This window comes from Streptomyces sp. NPDC006997, assembly GCF_040635175.1.
In the GTDB taxonomy this organism is placed as follows: domain Bacteria; phylum Actinomycetota; class Actinomycetes; order Streptomycetales; family Streptomycetaceae; genus Streptomyces.
This window is the reverse complement of record NZ_JBEYHH010000001.1, coordinates 243,422-266,764: the sequence shown is the minus strand read 5'-3', so window position 1 is coordinate 266,764 and position 23,343 is coordinate 243,422. Positions and strand designations below refer to the sequence as shown.

At 71.7% G+C, this 23,343-nt stretch carries 16 protein-coding genes; 4 read left to right on the top strand and 12 right to left on the bottom strand.

The window, feature by feature from the left end:
- Positions 1-35 precede the first annotated feature (35 nt).
- From ABZ659_RS01175 to ABZ659_RS01165, 3 genes are read right to left on the bottom strand one after another with little or no spacing between them, the layout of a single operon-like run.
- Positions 36-971, bottom strand: coding sequence for a carbohydrate ABC transporter permease (locus tag ABZ659_RS01175; RefSeq protein WP_360212150.1), 936 nt, complete (start codon positions 969-971; stop codon positions 36-38).
- On the bottom strand, positions 968-2,002 hold the full coding sequence (locus tag ABZ659_RS01170) for an ABC transporter permease subunit (RefSeq protein WP_360212148.1): 1,035 nt from the start codon (positions 2,000-2,002) through the stop codon (positions 968-970). The genes ABZ659_RS01175 and ABZ659_RS01170 overlap by 4 nt, the downstream gene beginning before the upstream one ends.
- Positions 2,003-2,033: 31 nt before the next feature.
- Entirely contained in the window at positions 2,034-3,728 is a 1,695-nt protein-coding gene (locus ABZ659_RS01165; RefSeq protein ID WP_360212146.1) for an extracellular solute-binding protein, read from the bottom strand.
- Between the two features lie 378 nt (positions 3,729-4,106).
- Here ABZ659_RS01165 and ABZ659_RS01160 point away from each other — a divergent pair, with 378 nt between their 5' ends.
- On the top strand, positions 4,107-6,941 hold the full coding sequence (locus ABZ659_RS01160; protein ID WP_360212144.1) for a glycoside hydrolase family 3 C-terminal domain-containing protein: 2,835 nt from the start codon (positions 4,107-4,109) through the stop codon (positions 6,939-6,941).
- 79 nt (positions 6,942-7,020) lie between these two features.
- Here ABZ659_RS01160 and ABZ659_RS01155 read toward each other — a convergent pair whose 3' ends face one another.
- Positions 7,021-8,466, bottom strand: coding sequence for an aldehyde dehydrogenase family protein (locus ABZ659_RS01155; RefSeq protein ID WP_360212142.1), 1,446 nt, complete (start codon positions 8,464-8,466; stop codon positions 7,021-7,023).
- Between the two features lie 488 nt (positions 8,467-8,954).
- Positions 8,955-10,289: a 4-aminobutyrate--2-oxoglutarate transaminase gene (gene gabT / locus ABZ659_RS01150; RefSeq protein WP_360212140.1), complete on the bottom strand. Its 1,335-nt coding sequence runs from the start codon at positions 10,287-10,289 to the stop codon at positions 8,955-8,957.
- Between the two features lie 235 nt (positions 10,290-10,524).
- Between gabT and ABZ659_RS01145 the strand changes: the two genes are divergently transcribed.
- From ABZ659_RS01145 to ABZ659_RS01135, 3 genes are all read left to right on the top strand, one after another.
- Complete coding sequence (locus tag ABZ659_RS01145) at positions 10,525-12,954, top strand: ATP/GTP-binding protein (RefSeq protein ID WP_360212138.1); 2,430 nt, start codon at positions 10,525-10,527, stop codon at positions 12,952-12,954.
- A 121-nt stretch (positions 12,955-13,075) separates the two neighbouring features.
- Entirely contained in the window at positions 13,076-14,635 is a 1,560-nt protein-coding gene (locus tag ABZ659_RS01140; RefSeq protein WP_360212136.1) for a PucR family transcriptional regulator, read from the top strand.
- 66 nt (positions 14,636-14,701) lie between these two features.
- Positions 14,702-15,367, top strand: a complete 666-nt coding sequence (locus ABZ659_RS01135) for a phosphatase PAP2 family protein (RefSeq protein ID WP_360212134.1) — start codon at positions 14,702-14,704, stop codon at positions 15,365-15,367.
- On the opposite strand, the gene ABZ659_RS01130 is transcribed toward ABZ659_RS01135, so the two are convergent.
- The 7 genes from ABZ659_RS01130 to ABZ659_RS01100 all read right to left on the bottom strand — a co-directional run bounded on the left by ABZ659_RS01130 (position 15,306) and on the right by ABZ659_RS01100 (position 23,328).
- Positions 15,306-17,102, bottom strand: a complete 1,797-nt coding sequence (locus ABZ659_RS01130; RefSeq protein WP_360212132.1) for a glycoside hydrolase family 18 protein — start codon at positions 17,100-17,102, stop codon at positions 15,306-15,308. The two genes, ABZ659_RS01135 and ABZ659_RS01130, sit on opposite strands and share 62 nt — an antisense overlap.
- Before the next feature lie 61 nt (positions 17,103-17,163).
- Positions 17,164-17,649, bottom strand: coding sequence for a hypothetical protein (locus ABZ659_RS01125; RefSeq protein WP_360212130.1), 486 nt, complete (start codon positions 17,647-17,649; stop codon positions 17,164-17,166).
- Positions 17,650-17,762: 113 nt separating this feature from the next.
- Positions 17,763-19,181, bottom strand: coding sequence for an FAD-dependent oxidoreductase (locus ABZ659_RS01120; protein ID WP_360212128.1), 1,419 nt, complete (start codon positions 19,179-19,181; stop codon positions 17,763-17,765).
- Between the two features lies 1 nt (position 19,182).
- On the bottom strand, positions 19,183-19,983 hold the full coding sequence (locus ABZ659_RS01115; RefSeq protein ID WP_360212126.1) for an ABC transporter permease: 801 nt from the start codon (positions 19,981-19,983) through the stop codon (positions 19,183-19,185).
- Positions 19,984-20,916 (bottom strand): ABC transporter permease, encoded by a 933-nt coding sequence (locus ABZ659_RS01110; RefSeq protein ID WP_360212124.1) that lies wholly within the window; start codon positions 20,914-20,916, stop codon positions 19,984-19,986.
- Positions 20,916-22,076: an ABC transporter ATP-binding protein gene (locus ABZ659_RS01105; RefSeq protein WP_360212122.1), complete on the bottom strand. Its 1,161-nt coding sequence runs from the start codon at positions 22,074-22,076 to the stop codon at positions 20,916-20,918. Before ABZ659_RS01105 ends, ABZ659_RS01110 begins: the two co-directional genes overlap by 1 nt.
- A 4-nt stretch (positions 22,077-22,080) precedes the next feature.
- The gene (locus tag ABZ659_RS01100) at positions 22,081-23,328 is read right to left on the bottom strand and encodes an extracellular solute-binding protein (protein ID WP_360212120.1); all 1,248 of its coding nucleotides are present in this window, start codon (positions 23,326-23,328) and stop codon (positions 22,081-22,083) included.
- Positions 23,329-23,343: the final 15 nt, after the last annotated feature.

Here is a 23,343-nt window from a genome sequence, read left to right as displayed (position 1 = left end):
GGGCGCGACGGGCCGCAACGAGCCCACGGCCGAAGTCAGCCCTTGACCGCCCCCGTCAACATCCCCTTCTTGAAGTGCCGCTGCACGAACGGCGACAGCACCGCCACCGGCAACAACGCCATCACCATCACGGCCATCTGCACCGCCAGCCCCGACAACTGCCCCGTCTTGATCGCCTGCCCGAGCCCCACCGGCGCCTCCTGCTTCTGCACCAGCTGGATCATGACGTTCTGGAGCGGCATCATCTCCTGGTCGTTCAGGTACAGCGACGCGTTGAACCAGGCGCTCCAGTACCCGACCGCGTAGAAGAGCGTGATCACCGCGATCACCGCGCGGGACAGCGGCAGGACGATCTGCCACAGGATCCGGAAGTCCCCCGCGCCGTCGATCCGCGCGCTGTCGGTCAGTTCCGACGAGATGCCCATGAAGAACCCGCGCAGCACCAGGATGTTGAAGACGCTGATCGCGCTCGGCAGGATCAGCGCGAGATAGCTGTCCGTCAGCCCGAGCGTCTGCACCAGCAGGTACGTCGGGATGAGACCGGCGCTGAAGAACATCGTCGCCAGCAACGTCATCAGGATCCAGCGGTGGCCCAGCGACCCGGTGCGGGACAGCCCGTAGGCGCACAGCACGGACACCGTCATGGAGAACGCCGTACCGACGACCGTGACCAGCACGCTGACGATCGCCGCGTGGGTGACCTGGCCGCCGCTGAGCAGTTCCTGGTACGCCACGAAGGTGATGTCCTTGGGCACCATCACCAGGCCGCCCGCCTCGTCGATGGTCTGCCGGGGGGACAGCGAGGTGACGACGACGATCCACAGCGGGAACAGGATGGCCAGGCAGGCGAGGCCGAGGACGAGGCCCTTGGCCGCGAGCCCCGGCTTCCCGGGCGGCTCCTCCCAGACCGGGCGGGGCGGCGCGGCCCAGCGGGAAGGTCGGCGCGCGGGTCTTTCGGTCACGGTGGTCACTTCTTGTACACCCCCTGCTCGCCCATCAGATGGGCCACCTTGTTCGCGGCCAGGACGAGGCCGATGCTGATGACGCCCTTGACCAGTCCGGCCGCCGCCGCGTAGCCGAAGTCCTGGTTGCGGACGCCGTTCCACCACACGAAGGTGTCGAGGACCTCCGCGGCGCCCGGTCCGACGGCGTCCCGTTGCAACAGGATCTGTTCGAAGCCGACGGTGAGGGCGTCCCCGACGCGCAGCACCAGCAGCAGGGCGATCACCGGCCGCAGCGCGGGCAGGGTGACGTGCCACATCCGGCGCCAGCGCCCGGCGCCGTCCATCGCGGCGGCCTCGTACAGGTCGGGGCTGACCGAGGCCAGCGCGGCGAGGAAGACGATGATCCCCCACCCGGCGTCCTTCCAGACGCTCTGCGCGGTGAGCAGGAAGGGGAAGGTGTCCGGGTTGGTCATGATGTCGAGGCCGTCGTAGCCGTTCTCCCTGAGCAGTTGGGAGAGCATCCCCGCGCCGCCGAACATCTGCTGGAAGACGGCGATGACCAGCACCCAGGAGAAGAAGTGCGGCAGGTACAGCACGGCCTGGGCGACGGCCCGCACCCGGGGCCTGACCACGCTGTTGATGAGCAGCGCGAGCAGGACGGGGACGGGGAAGAACAGCACGAGCTGGAGGAAGAAAAGGACCAGTGTGTTCCGCACGGCCTGCCAGAACGCGGAGTCCTCGAAGATCCGCTCGAAGTTCTCCCCGCCCACCCAGAGGCTGTGCAGCATGGAGACGACGCCGTTGTCGCTGATGTACGGGTCGTAGTCCTGGAAGGCGACGACGTTGCCGAGGATCGGCACGTAGTTGAAGAGCAGGAGCAGGACGACGGCCGGCAGGGTCATCAGCAGCAGCACGCGGTCGCGCCGGAACCGGTGCCGCAGGCTGAGCCTGGCCGCGGGTGGTCGCGCCCCCGGGCCGGGGGCACCCTCGGACGCCCCCGGGTTCTGCTGCGTCGTCTCGGCCTCGGACCTGCTCCGAGGCACCGTGCTGTGGGACACGGCCGTTCTCCTTGCCTCGCCTCGATGCCGGTCAGTTGGCCGCGGAGCCGTTCTCGTCGAGGATCTTCTGGTACCAGTCGCGGAGCTTGTCGCCACCCTTGCTCTTCCAGTCGGAGACGGCCTGCTGCATGTCGCTGATCTTCCTGCGGCCGCGGGTGATGTCGTCCTCCAGCTGCTCGAAGTCGGAGGAGAGGTTGGCGTACCGGCTGGGCTCGGTGATCTGCATTCCGAAGAACGGGGTCTTCCTGGTGAAGGCGCCCATCCGCTGCTGCCACTCGACCTGGCCCTTGGCCACCGCGGGGAAGTCGGGGTGGGCGACGGTCGGGGCCGGGCTCGCCACCATGACGTAGGCGTTCAGCACGTCGAGGTTGCCCTGGTCGGTCTTGGTGGGGACGCCGTCCTTGACGGTGTAGTGGGTGCCCTCCACGCCGTAGTTGGTCATCATGTACTCCTTGGTGCCGTACGGCGCCGCGGTGACGTTGGCGACGGCGAGCACCTCCCGGATGACCGACTCGGACGCCTTCCTGTTGACGAAGGCCCAGATACCGGCGGGCTGTTCGGCCCACAGCCGCGGGTCGCCGCCGTCATGGGCGAAGATGTCCATGCCCCAGACCCTGAAGTCGGGGTTCTGGGTGGCCTGCTCGGCGGTGCGGCTCCACCACTGGCTCATGTTGTTGGCGTAGACGAGGAACTCGCCCTTGGCGAACTTCGGGCCGGGGTCGGTGGCCTGGCTCTTGCCCAGTTCGGCGTCGGGGTGGACGACACCGGCGGCGAAGAGCTTGCGGGTCCACTCCAGCGCCTCCAGGAACTCCTCGGTCTCGACGCGGTTGACCAGCTTGCCGTCCACGAGGTTCCAGCCGAGCGGCTTCTCGTTGCCGGACAGGACGCCGAACGCCTGGAAGGCCGTCCACTTCATGTCCATGCACGCCCAGCGCTTGGCGCGGGCGTTGGTGGCGTCCTTCGCCCAGGCCATGAACGCGTCGGCGGAGGTGGGGACGTCGTACCCCTCCTTCTCGAAGATGTCCTGGCGGTAGAGCGGGACGATGCCGGTGACGATCGGCTGCGGCATCGGCAGGCCGCGCAGCGCGCCGCCGAAGATGGAGCGCTGCCAGGCGTCCGTGGGGATCGCCGCGAGGTTCGGGAACTCCTTGACCGCGTCGCCGGACAGGTAGGGGCCGAGGTCGGCGAACTTGCTGATGACGGCGCTGGGTATGCGGCCGTTGAGGTTCCAGCTGGGGACGACCACCACGTCCGGGACGTCGCTGGAGGCGAGCACCGCGCCGAGCTTCTGCTCGTAGGTGTTGCCGTCCTGGTTCTGCCAGTGGACGTCGGTGCCGATCAGGTCGTTCATCGCCCGGTAGTAGGCGTTGTCGCTCTTGGGCGGCGAACCCCAGAACGGCGACATGATCGTCACCTTGCCGCCCTTGCCGAGCTTCTCCGGCACCGAGGTCCTCAGGTCGGCGATGGCGAGCTTGCGGGTGAACCCGGCCGCCGAGCCGTTCTTCGCGGGGATGTCGGGCGCGACCACGTTGCTGGCCACGAAGGCGGGCAGGATCTTCTTCGCGTCCTTGCCCGAGGTGGTCCCCTCTCGCGAACCGCTGTCCGAACCGCCGCAGGCGGCGAGCAGCGGAACTCCCCCGCCGACCGCGACGGCGGCGACCGCCGTGGAGGCGAGGAAGCTTCTCCGGCTGGGAGCGGAGGAGGCGGAAGCGGCGTTCGGCGTCATTGCGTCAACCCTTCGTGGCGCACCGGGACACCCGGCGGTGGAGCCGTCGGCTGAGGTGTCTTCAGTGGAACTGGCCGATCCGAAGCGACTGTCGGAGAACTCTGCCGAATCTTCTGCGAACTCCGCGGAACTCTGTCGAAGCGCTTCGATGTTGCTGCGAGGTTAAGTGAACGCCGAGGGGTGCACAAGGGTCGATCGCGAGATTCCTCGGAGGTTTGGCGGCACGCACGCCGATCCGGTAGGGCTCGCGCGGGCCTTTGAATGACGGTGCGGACACAGAGTTGTTGCGACGGGATGACTTGACACCCACCCTTCCGTCGAACCAGCATCGAAGCGCTTCGAAAGCGTCTCGCCGCTCCACCACAAGGGGAATCCCACGTGACCGCTGAACCGCCGTCCACGCCGCCGCCCAGCCACCCTTTCCGTGACCGGACCCTGCCGTTCGCGAAGCGCGTCGACGACCTGCTGTCGCGGCTCACCCTCGACGAGAAGGTGTCCTTCCTGCACCAGTTCGCCCCGGCCGTCGAGCGGCTCGGCGTCGCCGCGTTCCGCACCGGGCAGGAGGCCCTGCACGGCGTGGCGTGGATGGGCCCCGCGACGGTGTTCCCGCAGGCGGTGGGCCTGGGCGCGACCTGGAACCCGGACCTCGTGCGCCGGGTCGGCGACGCCGTGTCGAAGGAGGCCCGCGCGATGCGCGCCCACGACGACCGCGTGGGCCTGAACGTCTGGTCCCCGACCGTCAACCTCCTCCGGCACCCGCTGTGGGGCCGCAACGAGGAGGGCTACTCCGAGGACCCGAAGCTGACGTCGGCGATCGCGACGGCGTACACCCGGGGCCTGCGCGGTGATCATCCGACGTATTGGCGCACCGCGCCCGTCCTGAAGCACTGGCTCGCCCACAACAACGAGACCGACCGCGACACCTCCTCCGCCTCGGTCCGCCCCCGCGTCCTGCGCGAGTACGACCTGCGGGCCTTCCGCGAGACGGTCGAGGCGGGCGCGGTCGCCGGGGTGATGCCCGCGTACAACCTGGTCAACGGCCGCCCCAACCACCTCTCCCCGTACCTGCGCGAGCACCTGCGCACCTGGACCGACGAGTCCCTGCTGGTCTGCTCCGACGCCGGCGCGCCGTCCAACCTGGCCGACTCCGAGCACTACTTCGACACCCACGAGGAGGCCACCGCCGCCGCGCTGCTCGCGGGCGTCGACAGCTTCACCGACCACGGCACGGACAGCTCGAAGATCGTCGCCCGGGTGCGCGGCGCCCTGGAGCGCGGTCTGCTCACCGAGGCGGACCTGGACACCGCCGTCCGCCACCAGCTCTCCGTCCGCTTCCGCCTCGGCGAGTTCGACGACCACGACGAGCCCGGCGCCTTCGACACCCCCGAACACCGCGCCCTCGCCCTGGAGACGGCGGAACAGGCGATCGTCCTGCTGAAGAACGACGGCCTGCTGCCGCTGGCCCCCGGCACCCGCGTCGCGGTGGTCGGACTCCTCGCCGACGAGTGCAAACTCGACTGGTACAGCGGCTCCCTGCTGCACCGCAGCACGCCGCTGGAGGGTGTCCACGAGCGCTTCGGCACCGACCACGTCACGTTCGCGGAGGGCGTGGACCGGGTCCGCCTGCGCACCCCGGACGGCACCTACCTGCACGTCCCCGCGGGGGACGCGACGGACGCCCCGCCGGACGCCGTGGCCGCCCTCGACCCGGCGCTGGTCGCGGGCCGCACCGACCTGCCCCCGCTGACCCACGACCCGGTCGGCACCGAGCTGGCCCTGATCGACTGGGACGGCGGCGTCCTCACCCTGCGCGCCCCCGACGGCCGCTACCTCTCGGTCGCCGAGGACGGCTACGTCCGCGCCTCCGCCGACCAGCCCGGCGGCTGGGTGGTGCGGGAGACGTTCCGCCTGGAACCCCACGGGGACGGCCACCTCCTCAGGCATCTCGGCACGGGCCACCACGTCCAGGTCGCCGCCGACGGCGTGAAGGTTGCCGAGGCGGACCCGGCGGTCTTCGAGCTGGTGGTCGCCGAGCGCGGCGAGGACGCGGTCGCCCGGGCCGCGGCGGACGCCGACGTGGTCGTGGTGGTCGCGGGCAACGACCCGCACCTCAACGGGCGCGAGACGGAGGACCGCGCCAGCCTGCGGCTGCCCCCGCACCAGCAGCGCCTGCTGGACGCCGCCCGGACCGCCAACCCCCACACGGTCCTGACCCTGGTCTCCGCCTACCCCTACGCCCTGGACCCGGCCCCGTTCCCGGCGGTCCTGTGGACCGCCCACGGCGGCCAGGCCGCGGGCACCGCCCTCGCCCGGGTCCTCGCCGGTGACGTCTCCCCGTCCGGCCGCCTCCCGCAGACCTGGTACGCGGACGACGGCGACCTGCCCGACCTCCTCGACTACGACATCATCGGCTCCCGCCAGACGTACCTGTACTTCGAGGGCACCCCGCTGTACCCCTTCGGCCACGGACTGTCGTACGTGCCCTTCGGGTACGCCGACGCGGGGGCGGAGGTGGAGGGCGACTCGGTGCGGGTGGCCTTCACGGTCACCAACGCGGGCGACCGACCGGCGGCGGAGGTGACGCAGCTGTACGCCCGGGCCGCGGCGGCGTCACCGACCCCCCGCCCGCGCCGGGAACTCCTGGCCCACGAGAGGGTGGCCCTGTCCCCGGGCGAGACGCGGAAGGTGACCTTCGACGTCCCGCTGGCGGCCCTCGCGTTCTGGGACGTCGCCCACTCCCGCTGGCGCCTCGCGCCCGGCCCCCACGACCTCCTGGTCGGCGCCTCCAGCGAGGACGTCCGCCTGCGGATGGCGGTGACCCTGGACGGCGATCCGGGCGCCCCCCGCCCGGTCCGGGAACGGGGCCTGTCCGCCGCCGACTTCGACGAGCAGAGCGGCGTCGAGATCGTCGACCGCACCAAGGTGTCCGGCGACGCGGTGACCCCGGCGGGTGACGGCACCGCCGAACTGCTCTACCGGGACTGCGACTTCGGCGACGGCGTCACGGCGCTGACGCTGACGGTGGCGGGCGGGGGCGAGGCGCGGGTGGCCCTCGACGGCTCCGGCCCCTGGGCCTCCCTCACGGCCGCCCCGACCTCCGGCCCGTACGACTACACCACGCTCACCGCCGCCTTCACGGCCGAGGGCGTCCACGACGTGCGCCTCAGACTGCGCGGCCCGCTGCGGCTCGCGCACGTCGGCTTCTCCGGCTGAGGGTCCGGAGTCAGGCCGACGCCGAGGGGCCCGGCACCGCGCGTACGCCGGTGCCGGGCCCCTCACCCGTCCGTCGGGGTCAGAGCGCGAGACCGGTGAGCACCAGCACCCGCTCGTAGGTGTAGTCGTCCATCGCGAACCGCACGCCCTCGCGGCCGACGCCGGACTGCTTGGCGCCGCCGTACGGCATCTGGTCGGCCCGGTAGGACGGGACGTCGCCGATGACGACACCGCCGACCTCAAGGGCGCGGTGGGCGCGGAAGGCGGCTTGGAGGTCGTGGGTGAAGACGCCCGCCTGGAGCCCGTACCTGGAGTCGTTGGCGGCGGCGAACGCGGCCTCCTCGCCGTCCACCCGCTGCACGCTGAGGACCGGCCCGAAGACCTCCTCGCAGGCGAGGGTGGTACCGGCGGGCAGGCCGGTCAGCACGGTCGGCGCGTACGAGGCGCCGTCGCGCTTGCCGCCCGTGTGCAGCGTGGCGCCCGCGTCCACGGCCTCCTGGACCCACGCCTCGACGCGCCGGGCGGCGTCCTCGCTGACCAGCGGGCCGACGTCGGTGGCGTCGTCGTTCGGGTCGCCGGTGACCTGGGCCTCGACGGCGGCGACGATCCGCGGCAGCAGCCGGTCGTACACGGACGCGTCGGCGATGACCCGCTGCACGGAGATGCAGGACTGGCCGCCCTGGTAGTTGGAGAAAGTGGCGATGCGCCGCGCCGCCCAGTCCAGGTCGGCGTCGCTGGCGTAGTCGGCGAGGACGACCGCCGCGCCGTTGCCGCCCAGCTCCAGGGTGCAGTGCTTGCGCGGCACCGAGTCCATGATCGCGTAGCCGACCTTCTCGGAGCCGGTGAAGGAGATCACCGGCAGCCGCTCGTCCTGGACGAGGGCGGGCATCCGCTCGTTGGAGACCGGCAGGACGCTCCAGGACCCGGCGGGCAGCTCGGTCTCGGCGAGCAGTTCACCGATGAGCAGGCCGGACAGCGGAGTGGCCGGGGCGGGCTTCAGGATGATCGGGGCTCCGGCGGCGATCGCCGGGGCGACCTTGTGGGCGCACAGGTTGAGCGGGAAGTTGAACGGCGCGATGCCGAGGACGACGCCCTTCGGGAAGCGCCGGGTGAGGGCGAGCCGTCCCTGGCCGCCGGGGTCGGTGTCCAGGCGCTGCGCCTCGCCGCCGTTGAAGCGGCGGGCCTCCTCCGCCGCGAACCGGAACACGGACACCGCCCGGCCGACCTCACCGCGCGCCCACTTGACCGGCTTGCCGTTCTCCGCCGAGATCAGCCGCGCGATCTCCTCGGTCCGCTCCGCCAACCGGCGGCTCACGTGGTCGAGGGCCGCGGCACGCACATGCGCGGGCGTCGCGGCGAACGCGTCCCGGACGGCGTACGCGGCGGCCACCGCCTCCTCCACCTGGGCGTCCGTCGGCACACTGACCGTGCCGACGAGGCGGCCGTCCCACGGGGAGGTGACATCGATGCTGTCCTCGCCGGTGGCCTGGCGCCCGGCGAGCCAGAAGGCGTGGGTGGAGGTCATGGGATCCCGGCCCTTCCGCGTTGGAGGAGTGCTGCTGTGCTGGTCCCACGGTAGGCGCGGCGGGCGAGGGCGTCGGTTGTCCGATCCGTAGCAGTGGGGGGCGGGAGCACGCCGGATCGGCGCTCTTTCCGAGGGGGGGCGAAAACTCCTGAAGGGCCAGCGCAAGGGGGGTTTGCGCTGGCCCTTCAGTGGGCGGCGCCGAGGCGGCCGTCCGGATCGGAGCGCCGCGCGCCCCGGGGGGTCTGGGGCGGGCGACTGTCCGATCGGTGAGGAGACCCGGAGCCGACAGCCCCGGTTGTGTGCGCGAGGCACGACCAGGTCGAAGCTGGGGAGGCCCCGGCCTGATGCCGCTCACGGTGCCCCGTGAGCGGGTGTATCTCTCATCTGGGAAGAACCTACGGCAGGGGGTGGACCCAGCACAGCCGGATCGGCGTCCTGCCATCTACCCCGCACACGTTCTTCACACGCTCCGCAAGGAACGCGCCTGCTCAGACGCGGGCGAGCGCCTCCTCCAGGATGTCGAGGCCCTCGTTGAGCAGGTCCTCGCCGATCACCAGCGGGGGCAGGAAGCGCAGCACGTTGCCGTACGTGCCACAGGTGAGGACCAGCAGGCCCTCGGCGTGGCACGCCTTGGCGAGGGCGGCGGTCGTCTCGGCGGCGGGCTCCTTGGTGGCGCGGTCCTTGACCAGCTCGATGGCGATCATCGCGCCGCGCCCGCGGATGTCCCCGATGACGTCGTACTTCTCGGCCATGGCGGTGAGCCGGGCCTTCATCGTCGCCTCGATGGCCCGGGCCCTGGCGTTGAGGTCCAGTTCCCGCATCGTCTCGATGGCGCCGAGCGCACCGGCGCAGGCGACCGGGTTCCCGCCGTAGGTACCGCCGAGGCCGCCGGAGTGGGCGGCGTCCATGATCTCGGCGCGGCCGGTGACGGCGGCGAGCGGCAGCCCGCCCGCGATGCCCTTCGCGGTGGTGATCAGGTCCGGGACGACGCCCTCGTCCTCGCAGGCGAACCACTGGCCGGTGCGGCAGAAGCCGGACTGGATCTCGTCGGCGACGAAGACGATGCCGTGGGCGGAGGCGAACTCGCGGATCGCGGGCAGGAAGCCCTTCGCCGGCTCGATGAAGCCGCCCTCGCCGAGCACCGGCTCGATGATGACCGCGGCGACGTTCTCGGCGCCGACCTGCTTGCTGATCTGGTCGATGGCCTGCGCGGCGGCCTCGGGTCCGGCGTTCTCCGGGCCGGTCGGCCAGCGGTAGCCGTAGGCGACGGGGACGCGGTACACCTCGGGCGCGAACGGGCCGAAGCCGTGCTTGTACGGCATGTTCTTCGCCGTGAGTGCCATGGTGAGGTTGGTGCGGCCGTGGTAGCCGTGGTCGAAGACGACGACCGCCTGGCGCCTGGTGTAGGCGCGGGCGATCTTGACGGCGTTCTCGACGGCCTCGGCACCGCTGTTGAACAGCGCGGACTTCTTGGCGTGGTCACCCGGCGTCAGCTCGGCCAGCGCCTCCGCGACCGCCACGTACCCCTCGTACGGCGTGACCATGAAGCAGGTGTGGGTGAAGTCGGCGAGCTGCGCGGCGGCGCGGCGTACGACGGCCTCGGCGGAGGCGCCGACGGAGGTCACGGCGATGCCGGAGCCGAAGTCGATGAACCGGTTGCCGTCGACGTCCTCGACGATGCCGCCGCCCGCGCGCGCGGCGAACACCGGCAGCACGGAGCCCACGCCCTGGGCGACCGCGGCGGTACGGCGGGCCTGCAGCTCCTGCGACTTCGGCCCGGGGATGGCGGTGACGACGCGGCGCTCCTGCGGAAGTGCGGTCATGCGGGGCTCCTGGGGGTGTTACGGACGCTTGCTTCCTCTTTCCGCAGGTTAGGGCGGGCGGTGGGGGGTGGGGATGCTCCATCTGGGTGTTGTCTGGGGGGTGGGTTGTCCGTGGTGGACATAGCGAGCGCGGGCAGCGGACGACGCGTCGCGGCGAGTGCCGGTGAACTCACCCTGCGGGGACGTTAGATTGGCCGCTGACGGTGGACGGAACGGCTGGCCAGGGGGCAGGGCGATGAACGGCGACGGCGAGCGGGACGGGCACGGCACCCCAGCGCACCCTGTGCAGCGGCCCGCGGTGCCGCCGATGCCGCCCACGGTGCCGCCCACGGTGCCGCCAACGAGGGTGCCCAGCGCGTCGCCGGTGCCCCCGCAGGTGTCCCACGCCACCTCCGCCACGACTGCCTGGCTCGACGCGGACCGGCCAGCCGCCAAGCCCGGAATCTGGCGGTTCGGGTATCAGGCGCCGAGGAAGCCCACGCCCAAGATCGCACCCGTCACCGTCGCGGGCATGTTGATCCCCCTCGCCCTGGCTATCGCCGTGTGGTCGTACTGGCGCCGTGGCGTCTTCCCCTACCAGGCCACGCTCCTGCGTATGTTCACGCCGGACGACTGGTGGTGGGCGGGCACAGTGAACGACCCGAAGCCGGTGGAGGGCCGGACGGTATCCCCGGGCTGGCATGCCATGACGGTCCAGGACGGCATCGCCTTCGCAGGGCTCGTCTTCGCGGTGTCGGTACTGGGCAGCTGGCCCCGGATCGCGCGCTACTACGTGAGTCGCCGACCGCAGCCGATCCGCGCCCTGGTCGCCGCGTTGCTCGCCCTCGTAGCCCTCAGCTTCGTCTTCCCCGACGCCTTTCCGGTCATCGACTGGCCCCGTCTGCCCGTCATCGCGCCGCTGCTCTCCCTGACCGTGCTGATCACCGACAGCTACTCCTGGATGACCTCGCTCGTGTACACGTACTCGCTGTACACGGTCGTCACGCTCCTCGTGCTCTGGCCGTTCGCCCGCCTCGGGGACTGGTTGCCCTATCTGAGCCAACGACGGGCGACGCGCCGTGGCACCGGCGAGCCCGGCCTCCCCGCGCCCGTCCGCCCCCGCTCCCAGTGGCCCGCCCTCCGCGACTGCGGTGAGCACCAGGCGGCCGAGACGCTGACCGCCGAGGTCGCCGGGGGTCGGATGAACGACGTGGACTGCACGCGGGTCGAGCACGCTTTCGACCGAGCGCGGCGCGACGGCACGCTCGACACCTTCCGCGCCACCGTCCTGCGGGACGGCGGCGCGTCCTGGAGCCACCCGTCCGGCGCCCGGGACCTGCGTCGCCGCGTCGCCTGCCACGACCTGCTCGCCGGGCAGGTGCGCATCGGCCGCTGGGTGGCCTCCGAGAAGACCCCGAGGCCGTATCACGCCGCCGGGGCGGCCCTCGGCACGGAGGCGCTCGGCACCTCGTTGCTCGCCATCGGTCCGTCCGGCTCCGGCAAGACCCGCACGCTCGTGGAACCGGTGACCGAGGCTCTCGCGCTCCAGGCGCTCACCGGGTGCTGTGCGGTCGTGGCGGTCTCGTCGGCCGGACGGCCGCTCGGTGCGGACGACGCCTTCGACGTGATCGTGCGGATGGGAGACCCGTCCTCCGCGTACGACCTCGACCCGTACGCCGAGTCCGACGACCCCGACGAGGCGGCGGCGATCCTCGCCGAAGCGCTGGTGGGTGACCTCGACCGAGTCAGCGGACAGGGGGCGGCGACCGCGCTGGCCCAGTTCCTCGGCCCCTTCCACTCGGTGCACGGCCGCTTCCCGTCCCTGCTGGAGCTGCACGACCTGCTGGAGGGGGAGGAGGGGGCGCTCACCCTGCTACGGACAGCCCTGGCGGCCAGCGGGGACGAGGTCATGCGACGTGAATTGGAAGGACGCGTCCGGCAACTGAGCACCCCGGGTGACGTGGGTCGCGCGTTGGCCGACCGGCTGGCGCTGCTGAACCGTCCGGCCTTCGCCGCCTTCTTCGGCGGCGGTGGTTCGAGTCGGCCGTTCTCCCTGCGGGCGATCGCCCACCATCCCCTGCGGGTCCGCGTCGACCTGCCCGAGCACGGTCATGAGGAGGTCGGCCGACTGGTGACCCGGCTGGTGCTCGCACAGTTCCAGTCCGTGGTGCGGGCAGGTCGGCGCGCGCACTTCGCCGGTCTCGTCCTCGACGACGCCACAGGCGCGGTCACCGCGGAGTCGGTGCGCCGCATCCAGCGGCTGCGCTCGCAGAACGCCGGGGTGCTGCTCACCCTGCGCAGCATCGGCGACATCCCCGAGTCGCTGCATGGGCCGCTCTTCGCGGCCGTGGGCTGCCGTATGGCCTTCTCCGGCGTCACCACCTGGGACGGCAGCCGGTTCGCGCAGGCGTGGGGCACCGAGTGGGTGGAGACGACGGAGATCGCACAGCACACGGTCTTCGCCGACCAGCCGATGACGCGGATGCTGCACGCCTTGCGCAAGAAGGTGACGGGCCAGGCCGTGACGACAGAAGCGGTGACGGTGCGCCAGGAGGAACGGGAACGGTGGACGGCGTCCCAGTTGGCCCACGAGGTGCCGCCCGGTCATGCCGTGCTCTCCCTGACCGACGTGACGGGCGAGCACGCCCCACCCCTGCTGGTGGATCTCCGGGACAACCGGGTGTGACCGTGGCCGGTAAGTGACGCTCGGGTGGGTTCGTGGTCTCGGGTGGACCGTACGGTGAGGCAGAATCGGGTCAGGTCGTTCATACACGGCGGCCAAAGGATCACTCCGACCTGAAGGCCCCATGCCCCCCACGCTCGCCTCCCTCGTCCACCACTCCGCGCTCAAACTGACGGTGCGGGCGGGCGAGGACCGTCTGGACGTGCCCGTGCGCTGGGCGCACGTCAGCGAGCTGGCCGACCCCGTGCCGTACATGGAGGGCGGGGAGCTGCTGCTGATCACCGCGCTGAAACTGGACGCGGAGGACCCGGAGGCGATGCGGCGGTACGTACGGCGCCTGGTGGGCGCGGGCGTGGTCGGCCTCGGCTTCGCGGTCGGCGTCACCTACGAGGACATCCCGGCGGCACTGGTCGAGGCGGCCCGGTCGGAGGGCCTCCCCCTCCTTGAGGTACCGCGCCGCACCCCCTTCCTCGCCATCAGCAAGGCGGTGTCGGCCGCGATCGCCGCCGACCAGTACCGGGCGGTGACCGCGGGCTTCGCCGCCCAGCGCGAACTGACCCGGCAGGCGCTCGCCGAGGGCCCGGAGGGCCTGCTCACCGCGCTCGCCGCGCAGGTCGACGGCTGGGCGGCGCTGTACGACGCCTCGGGCGCCGTCGTCGCCACCGCCCCCGAGTGGGCGGGCCGCAGGGCGGCACGGCTGACGGGCGACGTCGAACGGCTCCGTGAACGCCCGGCCCCGGCCTCCTCCGTGGTCGGCGGCCCCGACCACGAGGACCGCGTCGAACTCCACTCCCTCGGCGCCGGCCGCCGCCCCCGCGCCGCGCTCGCCGTCGGCACGGCCGCCGCCCTCGGCACGGCCGAGCGCTACGCCGTGCACTCGGCCATCGCCCTGCTCACCCTGACCACGGAACGCTCCCGCTCCCTGCACGCCGCCGAGCAGCGCATCGGCGCGGCGGTCCTGCGGATGCTGCTCGCCGGACAGCAGGACCACGCCCGCGCCGTCGCCGGTGACCTGTACGGCGGACTGCTCGACGCGCCCTTCCGGATCATGGTCGCGGAGAGCGACGCCGCCCAGGCGGGCCTGGTCACGCTCACCGAGGCGGTGGAGGCCGCCGCGGCCCGTGCCGGTGAGGCGGTGCTGGTGGTGCCCGAGGGCGAACGCCTGGTGGTGCTGGCCGCGGACGGCGGCGCGGTGGTGGCGTCCTGCGGCGAGTACGCGGCCGACCGGGAGGCCGCCCGCAAGGCCACGACCGAGGAGGACGACGTCGTCCTCGGCCTCTCCGCCCCGTCCGGCCCGATCGCCGCGGCGGCCGCCTACAAGCAGGCCGAACAGTCCCTGTCGGTGGCCCGCCGCCGGGGCCGCGTCCTGGTCGAGCACGAACAGCTCGCCGCGGGCTCGGTCCTCCCCCTCCTCGCCGACGACGCGGTCCGCGCCTTCGCGGACGGCCTGCTGCGCGCCCTGCACGAACACGACGCCACCGGCCGCGGCGACCTCGTCGCCTCCCTGCGCGCCTGGCTCTCCCGCCACGGCCAGTGGGACGCCGCCGCCGCCGACCTCGGCGTCCACCGCCACACCCTCCGCTACCGGATGCGCCGCGTGGAGGAGATCCTCGGCCGGTCACTGGACGACCCGGACGTACGGATGGAGCTGTGGCTGGCGTTGAAGGCCACGGGGTCGGAGTAGCCCGGACACGCCCGCGGGGGCCGCTACCCTCCTGGGAGAGCGCCGCCGACGGACGAGGAACGCGCGATGAACGACGTACCGCCGGGGGCGACGGTCACGGCCCGCAGGGTCACCGGCGTCGCCGCCGTGCTGTTCGCCCTCGTCACCTGGCAGGTCGCCGTCGACGGCCCGCTGCTGGGCGTCGACGAGCGCCTCGGGCGCGGGTTCGTGCGGCGTGGCTGGCTCGCCGAGTTCTTCGCCGACCTCGGGGCGGTGTACGTGGCCGGGCCCGTGCTGGTCGGCGTGGCCGGGTGGGCCGCCTGGTGGGCGCGGCGGCGGGGGGTCGCCCGGTGGTGGGTGCCCGGGAGTGCGGCCGTGGGGATGATGGCGCTCGTGCCTGTCGTCGTCGTGCCGTTGAAGGAGTGGTTCGACCGGCCGGGGACGGCGGTGACGCCCGGGAACGGGTTCTATCCGTCCGGGCACACCGCCACCGCCGCCGTCGCCTACGGCTGCGCCGCCCTGTTGGTGCTGCCCTGGTGGCGCGGCCGTCGGCGGGTGCTCGTCGGAGCGTGTACGGGCGTCAATCTCGGGGTCGGGGTCGGGCTCGTGCGGCAGGGCTACCACTGGCCCCTGGACGTCGTGGGCAGTTGGTGTCTGGCTGTCGTGCTGCTCTGCGGCTACCTGGGGGTCGTCAGCCGAAGTACGCGTCGAACGTCCGCTGGAACTCCCAGCCTCCGAAGCGGTCCCAGTTGACGGACCAGGTCATCAGGCCGCGCAGGTCCGGCCAGGTGCCGTGGGTGGCGTAGGAGCCGCAGTTCTGCTTCCTCGTCAGGCAGTCGAGGGTCTTCACCACCTCGGCGGGGGCCACGTGGCCGTTGCCCGCGTTGGTCGTCGCGGGCATCCCGATGGCTATCTGGTCGGGGCGCAGCGGCGGGAAGACGTTGTCGGCGTTGCCCGCCACCGGGAAGCCCGTCAGCAGCATGTCGGTCATCGCGATGTGGAAGTCCGCGCCGCCCATGGAGTGGTACTGGTTGTCCAGGCCCATGACCGGGCCGGAGTTGTAGTCCTGGACGTGGAGCAGGGTCAGGTCGTCGCGCAGGGCGTGGATGACCGGCAGGTAGGCGCCCGCCCTCGGGTCCTGGCCGCCCCAGGGGCCCGTGCCGTAGTACTGGTAGCCGAGCTGGACGAAGAAGGTCTCCGGGGCCATCGTCAGGACGAAGTCGTCGCCGTACCTGGCCTTGAGGGTCTTCAGGGCCGCTATCAGGTTCACGATCACCGGCGTCCTCGGGTTCCTGAAGTCGGTGTCGTCGGCGTCCAGGGAGAGGGAGTGGCCCTCGAAGTCGATGTCCAGGCCGTCCAGGCCGTAGGTGTCGATGATGTGCGAGACCGAGGACACGAAGGTGTCCCTCGCCGCCGTCGTCGTCAGGCGGACCTGGCCGTTCTGGCCGCCGATCGAGATCAGGACCTTCTTGCCCGCCGCCTGCTTCGCCCGGATCGCCGCCTTGAAGTCCGCGTCGCTCTCCACGCCCGGGCACTCCGTCGCCGGGCAGCGGTGGAAGCGGATGTCCCCGGAGGTGACCGAGGTGGGCTCGCCGAAGGCGAGGTCGATGACGTCCCAGCTGTCGGGGACGTCGGCCAGGCGGGTGTAGCCGGAGCCGTTGGCGAAGCTGGCGTGGAGGTAGCCGACCAGGGCGTGGGGCGGGAGGTCCGAGGAGCCGCCGCCTCCCGGGCCCGGGGGCGTCGTCGCCGTCACCGTCGCCGAGCGCGCGGACTCCCCCGCGTCGTTCAGCGCCGTCACCTGGAACGCGTACGACGTCTGCGGGGTCAGGCCGGTCACGGTCGTGGACGTGCCGGTGACCGTGCGCAGGCGGGTGCCGTCGCGGTAGACGGCGTAGCCGGTGGCGCCCGGGACCGGCAACCAGGACAGGGCGGCGCTGGTCGACGTGACGGTGCCGGTGGTCAGGCCGGTGGGCGGGGCGGGGGGCTGGCCGGGGTCGGCGGACGGGCCGACCAGGGAGACGTCGTCGGCGTGGTAGGCGCCGGTGCCGTACCAGCCGTGGGTGTAGACGGTGACCCGGGTCGTGGCCGGGCCGGTGCGGAAGGTGGTCGTCAGGGGCTGCCAGGACGGGGCCGACTGGGTCCAGGTGGAGACGTCGGTGGTGCCGGTGCCGGTCGCGCCGAGGTAGACGTAGGCGCCCTGGACCTGGGCGGTCAGGGTGTACTGGGCGTCGGGGCGTACCGTCACGGTCTGTGCGCACCGGGCGTGGTCGCTGCCCGCGGGCGTGGCCCGCAGCGCCGCCGTGCCGGTGTGGACGGGGGAGGTGACCGTGGTGGCGGACGTGCAGGTCCAGCCGTCGAGGCCCGTCTCGAAGCCGCCGTTGCGGACGAGGTCCGCGTCGGCCGCACGGGCGGCCGACGAGAGCGCGGTGAGGCCGGGCACGGCCAGGACGGTTGCCGTGAGCAGGGCGAACAGGGGTCTGCGCTTCACAAGTGCCTCCGGGCATGGGGGAAATGGAGGACTGAGCGCTCACAGCTTGGTCCAGACCAATTTAGTGGTCAAGACCTCCGTCGTCCTCGGCCCGGCCGCCTTCCCCGCGGGTTGCCAGGCCCGCCGCCGCCTCGTGCATCGCCAGCTCCAGCAGCGCGGGGTCGGTGAGGGTGCCGGAGCCGTCCGGTGGGACGAGCCAGCGCACCCCGCCGGTGGAGCGGCCGGGATACGGCACGACGATCCAGGTCCCCGGCCCGGCCGCGCGGATACCGGTGCCCAGCCAGCGGGCCGCGGTGCCCGGCGGCACGAAGAAGCCCATGCGGGCGTCGCCGAAGTCGACGAGCACCGGGCCCGGCTGGCCGAGGAAGCGGGTGAGGACGTCGAGGGTGGGGTAGCCAAGGTCGCCCGGCAGGATCAGTACGTCCCAGGCCCGGCCCGCGGGCAGCAGCACCACCCCGTGGGGGTTGCGCTGCCACTCCCAGCGGCAGCCCTCCGGGTCCGGCGCTACGGACACCAGCCACTCGACGGCCGTCTTCGCCCCTGTCATAGGGGACCTCCCTTTCTCTCCGTGGGCGCGGCGGTCGCGCCGGGAGGGAGAGGGAGGCCCCGCGGGGTGCATTACGCGGGTTCTCCGCAGAGGTGGCGTAGGTCACATATGGGTCAGCTGTCGAAGCCCAGGCCCAGGCGGTCCATCGTGCGCAGCCAGAGGTTGCGGCGGCCCTGCCGGGCGTCCGCGCGGGCCAGCGACCACTTGGTGAGGGCGATACCCGTCCAGGCGAACGGCTCCGGCGGGAACGGCAGCGGCTTGCCGCGGACCATCTCCAGCGCGGTGCGCTCGGTGCGCTCCCCCGCCAGCAGGTCCAGCATCACGTCGGCGCCGAACCGGGTGGCGCCGACGCCGAGCCCCGTGTAGCCCGCGGCGTAGGCGACCCGGCCGCCGTGGGCGGTGCCGAAGAACGCCGAGAAGCGGGAGCAGGTGTCGATCGCGCCGCCCCAGGCGTGCGAGAAGCGGACGCCCTCCAACTGCGGGAAGCAGGTGAAGAAGTGCCGGGCCAGCCTGGCGTAGGTCTCCGGCCGGTGGTCGTACTCGGCGCGCACCCGGCCGCCGTAGGGGTAGACCGCGTCGTAGCCGCCCCAGAGGATCCGGTTGTCGGCGGAGAGGCGGAAGTAGTGGAACTGGTTGGCGCTGTCGCCGAGGCCCTGCCGGTTCTCCCAGCCGACCGACGCCAGTTGGGCGTCCGTCAGGGGCTCGGTCATCAGGGCGTAGTCATAGACCGGGACGGTGTAGGGGCGGACCCGGCGGACGAGGCTGGGGAACACGTTGGTGCCGAGGGCGACCTGGCGGGCGCGGATGCGGCCGTAGGGGGTGGTGACGGCCATGGCGGCGCCGTACGCCTTCAGGGTGAGCGCGGGGGTGTGCTCGTAGAGGCGGACGCCGAGGCGCAGGCAGGCCCGCTTCAGGCCCCAGGCCAGCTTCGCCGGGTTCAGCATGGCGACGCCGTCGCGGTCGTACAGGCCCGCCTGGAAGGTGGGTGAGGCGACCTGGGCGCGGACGGCGTCGGCGTCCAGGAACTCGACGCCGTCGGCGAGGCCGTGGCGGCGCGTCTCCTCGTACCGGTCGCGCAGTTCGCGGGCCTGGTAGGGCTCGGTGGCGACGTCGATCTCGCCGGTGCGTTCGAAGTCGCAGTCGATGCCGTGCCGGGTGACCGCCGCCTCGATGGCTTCGAGGTTGCGGGCGCCCAGCTCCTCCAGCCGGTGGATCTCCCCGGGCCAGCGGGTGAGCCCGTTGGGCAGCCCGTGGGTGAGGGAGGCGGCGCAGAAGCCGCCGTTGCGGCCGGAGGCGGCCCAGCCCACCTCGCGGCCCTCGACGAGGACCACGTCCCGCCCGGGGTCGCGCTCCTTGGCGTTGAGCGCGGTCCACAGCCCGCTGTAGCCGCCGCCGACGACCAGCAGGTCGCAGCTCTCGGTGCCGGTGAGCGCGGGTTCGGGGCGAGGCCTGCCGGGGTCGTCCAGCCAGTACGGGACCGGTTGGGCGTCGGCCAGGGACGTCGTCCAGTGGTGCGGTGCGTTACGGCTCATCTCACGCGTTCTGTCTGTTGCGGCGGTTGCCGACGACCATGGAGACCACGACCAGCAGGACGGCGATCAGGAACATGGCCGTGCCGACGACGTTGATCTGCACGGGCGTGCCGCGCTGCGCCGAACCCCAGACGAACATGGGGAACGTGACGGTCGCGCCCGAGTTGAAGTTGGTGATGATGAAGTCGTCGAAGGAGAGCGCGAAGGCGAGCAGCGCGCCCGCGGCGATGCCGGGCGCCGCGATCGGCAGGGTGACCCGCAGGAAGGTCTGCACGGGACCGGCGTACAGGTCCTGCGCGGCCTGCTCCAGGCGCGGGTCCATCGACATCACGCGCGCCTTGACGGCGACGACGACGAAGCTGAGGCAGAACATGACGTGGGCGATCAGGATCGTCCAGAAGCCGAGCTGGGCGCCCATGTTGAGGAAGAGGGTGAGCAGCGAGGCCGCCATCACGACCTCCGGCATCGCCATCGGCAGGAAGATCAGCGAGTTGATCGGGCCGCGGGCGCGGAACCGGTAGCGGACCAGCGCGAAGGCGATCATCGTGCCGAGGAGGGTGGCGCCGAGGGTCGCCCAGAAGGCGAGCTGGAGGCTGAGCGTGAGCGAGTCGCACAGGCCGGAGACCCCGCACGGGTCCTTCCAGGCATCGAGGGAGAACTCCTGCCACTGGTAGTTGAAGCGGCCCTTCGGGTTGTTGAACGAGAAGACCGTCACGACGACGTTCGGCAGGAGCAGGTAGCCGAGCGTGCCCAGGCCGGCGATGACGACGAGATGGCGCTTGAGCCAGTTGACGAAGGGCATTTAGACCAGGTCCTCCGTTCCCGACCTGCGGATGTAGAGCGTGACCATGACGAGGATCGCGAACATCAGGATGAAGGAGAGCGCCGCCGCCGTCGGGTAGTCCAGGATGCGCAGGAACTGCGACTGGATGACGTTGCCGATCATCTTGGTGTCGGTGGAGCCGAGCAGGTCGGCGTTGACGTAGTCACCGGTGGCCGGGATGAAGGTCAGCAGCGTGCCGGAGACGACGCCGGGCATGGACAGCGGGAAGGTGACCCGGCGGAAGGTGGTGGCGGGGCGCGCGTACAGGTCGTGCGCGGCCTCGTGCAGCCGGGGGTCGATGCGCTCCAGGGAGGTGTAGAGCGGCAGGATCATGAACGGCAGGAAGTTGTACGTCAGACCGCAGACGACCGCCAGCGGGGTGGCCAGCACCCGGTCTCCCGCGGTCATGCCGAGCCAGCTGGTGACGTCGAGGACGTGCAGGCTGTTCAGGGCGCCGACGACCGGGCCGCCGTCCGCGAGGATCGTCTTCCAGGCGAGGGTGCGGATCAGGAAGCTGGTGAAGAACGGCGCGATCACCAGGATCATGACCAGGTTCCGCCAGCGGCCCGCGCGGAAGGCGATCAGGTAGGCCAGCGGGTAGCCGAGCAGCAGGCAGAGGAAGGTCGCGGTCCCGGCGTAGAGCACCGAGCGCAGGAACTGCGGCCAGTAGTCCGTCAGGGCGTCCCAGTAGGTGGCGAAGTGCCAGGTGACCTCGTAGCCCTCCTCCAGGGAGCCCGTCTGCACGGACGTGGAGGCCTGGTAGATCACCGGCAGGGCGAAGAAGACCAGCAGCCAGAGGATGCCGGGCAGGAGCAGCAGGTAGGGCGTCCAGCGGCCCCGCCTGCGGGGCGGTTCGCGGTCCGGCGCGGTGGGGCTGAGCGGCGGTGGCGCCTCGGTGAGGGTCGTCGTCATCACACCGCCTCTTCCACTCCGGCCGCGCCCTCTTTGCCAGCGAGGACGGACTGGCTGGCGTCCAGGCCGAAGGTGTGCGCCGGGCTCCAGTGCAGGACGACGTCGGCGCCGGGCACGAGGCGGGCGTCGCGGTCGACGTTCTGCACGTAGACGGCGAGTCCGGCACCGGCCGGGCTGTCCACGACGTACTGGGTGGAGACGCCGATGAAGCTGGCGTCAACGATCTTCCCGGTGACGCGGTTGCGGCCCGCGGGGATCTCGCCCGCGTCGTCGGCGTGGGTGAGGGAGATCTTCTCCGGGCGTACGCCGACCAGGACCTTGCCGCCGGTCGCGGTGGGCGCGGCGCAGCGGCCGGTGGGCAGGGTGAGCTTGCCGCCGCCCGCCTTGAGGACGATCTCGTCGCCGCCGGTGGTGTCGGTCTCGGCCTCGATCAGGTTGGAGGTGCCGAGGAAGTTGGCGACGAAGGTGGTGGACGGGTTCTCGTAGAGGTCGGCGGGGGCGCCGAGCTGCTCGACGCGGCCCGCGTTCATCACGGCCACGCGGTCGGCCATGGTCATGGCCTCCTCCTGGTCGTGCGTGACGTGGATGAAGGTGATGCCGACCTCGGTCTGGATGCGCTTGAGTTCGAGCTGCATCTGGCGGCGCAGCTTCAGGTCGAGGGCGCCGAGGGGCTCGTCGAGGAGGAGCACCTTGGGGTGGTTGATCAGGGCGCGGGCCACGGCGACGCGCTGCTGCTGGCCGCCGGAGAGCTGGTGCGGCTTCTTGCGGGCCTGCTCGCCGAGCTGCACCAGGTCGAGCATCTCCTCGACCTGCTTCTTCACGCTCTTGATCCCCCGGCGGCGCAGCCCGAAGGCGACGTTCTCGAAGATGTCGAGGTGCGGGAAGAGCGCGTAGGACTGGAAGACGGTGTTCACCGGCCGCTTGTACGGCGGCAGCCGGGTCACGTCCTGGTCGCCGAGGTGGACGGTGCCCGAGCTGGGCTCCTCCAGACCGGCGATCATCCGCAGGGTGGTGGTCTTGCCGCAGCCGGAGGCGCCGAGCAGGGCGAAGAACGAGCCCTGCGGGACGGTCAGGTCGAGCGGTTGCACGGCGGTGAAGGCGCCGTAGGTCTTGCTGATACCGGAGAGGCGGACGTCGCCGCTGTTGTCTGTGGTCGTCATCTCGTCACGCCCCTGTGAGCTTCGCGAACTTCTCTTCGTACGCCGTCTCTTCCTTCGCGCCCAGGGAGCGGAAGGAGCGGGACTTGGCGGCCATGTCCTGGTCCGGGAGGATCAGCGGGTTGTTCGCCGCGTCCTCGTCGATCTTCGCCAGCTCGTCCTTCACCCCGTCGACGGGACACACGTAGTTGATGTACGCGGCGAGCTGCGCGGCCGGGCCGGGCTCGTAGTAGAAGTCGATGAGGCGTTCGGCGTTGGTCTTGTGCCGGGCCTTGTTGGGCACCAGCAGGTTGTCCGTGGACGTCATGTAGCCGCTGTCGGGGATGAGGAAGTCCACGTCGGGGCTGTCCGCCTTGAGCTGGACGACGTCACCGGCCCACGCGAGACAGGCGGCGAAGTCGCCCTTGGTGAGGTCGGCGGTGTAGTCGTTGCCGGTGAAGCGGCGGATCTGGCCCTTGTCGACGGCCTTCTGGAGGCGGGCGACGGCCGCGTCGAAGTCGTCGTCGCCGAACGTGCCGGGGTCCTTGCCCATGTCGAGCAGCGTCATGCCGACGCTGTCGCGCATCTCGGAGAGGAAGCCGACCCGGCCCTTCAGCCTGGGGTTGTCGAGCAGGTCGGAGACCGAGGTGACCTCGACGCCGTCGAGCGCCTTCTTGTTGTAGGCGATGACCGTGGAGATGCCGGTCCACGGGTAGGAGTACGCCCGTCCGGGGTCCCAGTCGGGGCTGCGGAACTGCTGGGAGAGGTTGGCGTAGGCGGTCGGCAGGTTGGAGGGGTCCAGTTTCTGGACCCACCCGAAGCGGATCAGCCGGGCGGCGAGCCAGTCGGTGACGCAGATCAGGTCGCGGCCGGTGTCCTGGCCCGCGGCGAGCTGCGGCTTGATCTTGCCGAAGAACTCGACGTTGTCGTTGATGTCCTCGGTGTACCTGACCGTGACGCCGGTCCGCTGCCGGAACGCGTCGAGCGTGGGGTGGTGCTTCTCGCTCTCGTCGACGTCCATGTACTCGGTCCAGTTGGAGAAGTGGACGGTCTTCTCCTTCTCCGAGTGGTCCTCCGCGGAGACGCCGCCCTGCGACTGCCCCGCCGCGGGGATGCCGCAGGCGCTCAGCGCGCCCAGGCCGCCGACCGTGAGCGCGCCGCCAGCGGAGGCGCGCAGCAGCGAACGGCGGGTCAGGGAGGCCCTGCCACGACGGAAACCGCGCCGCATGGCGGCCACTTGGGCCGGGGACAGGCGGTCGGGCTCGTACTGCTCCATACCGTGGTGCCCTTT

Excerpts from the sequence above, each read along its gene's own strand:
- ABZ659_RS01135 (WP_360212134.1), top strand. The coding sequence starts at position 14,702 with ATGAACGACGTACCGCCGGGGGCGACGGTCACGGCCCGCAGGGTCACC.
- ABZ659_RS01125 (WP_360212130.1), bottom strand. The coding sequence starts at position 17,649 with ATGACAGGGGCGAAGACGGCCGTCGAGTGGCTGGTGTCCGTAGCGCCG.
- ABZ659_RS01105 (WP_360212122.1), bottom strand. The coding sequence starts at position 22,076 with ATGACGACCACAGACAACAGCGGCGACGTCCGCCTCTCCGGTATCAGC.
- ABZ659_RS01145 (WP_360212138.1), top strand. The coding sequence starts at position 10,525 with ATGAACGGCGACGGCGAGCGGGACGGGCACGGCACCCCAGCGCACCCT.
- ABZ659_RS01120 (WP_360212128.1), bottom strand. The coding sequence starts at position 19,181 with ATGAGCCGTAACGCACCGCACCACTGGACGACGTCCCTGGCCGACGCC.
- ABZ659_RS01115 (WP_360212126.1), bottom strand. The coding sequence starts at position 19,983 with ATGCCCTTCGTCAACTGGCTCAAGCGCCATCTCGTCGTCATCGCCGGC.
- ABZ659_RS01165 (WP_360212146.1), bottom strand. The coding sequence starts at position 3,728 with ATGACGCCGAACGCCGCTTCCGCCTCCTCCGCTCCCAGCCGGAGAAGC.
- ABZ659_RS01100 (WP_360212120.1), bottom strand. The coding sequence starts at position 23,328 with ATGGAGCAGTACGAGCCCGACCGCCTGTCCCCGGCCCAAGTGGCCGCC.
- ABZ659_RS01110 (WP_360212124.1), bottom strand. The coding sequence starts at position 20,916 with ATGACGACGACCCTCACCGAGGCGCCACCGCCGCTCAGCCCCACCGCG.
- ABZ659_RS01155 (WP_360212142.1), bottom strand. The coding sequence starts at position 8,466 with ATGACCTCCACCCACGCCTTCTGGCTCGCCGGGCGCCAGGCCACCGGC.
- ABZ659_RS01140 (WP_360212136.1), top strand. The coding sequence starts at position 13,076 with ATGCCCCCCACGCTCGCCTCCCTCGTCCACCACTCCGCGCTCAAACTG.
- gabT (WP_360212140.1), bottom strand. The coding sequence starts at position 10,289 with ATGACCGCACTTCCGCAGGAGCGCCGCGTCGTCACCGCCATCCCCGGG.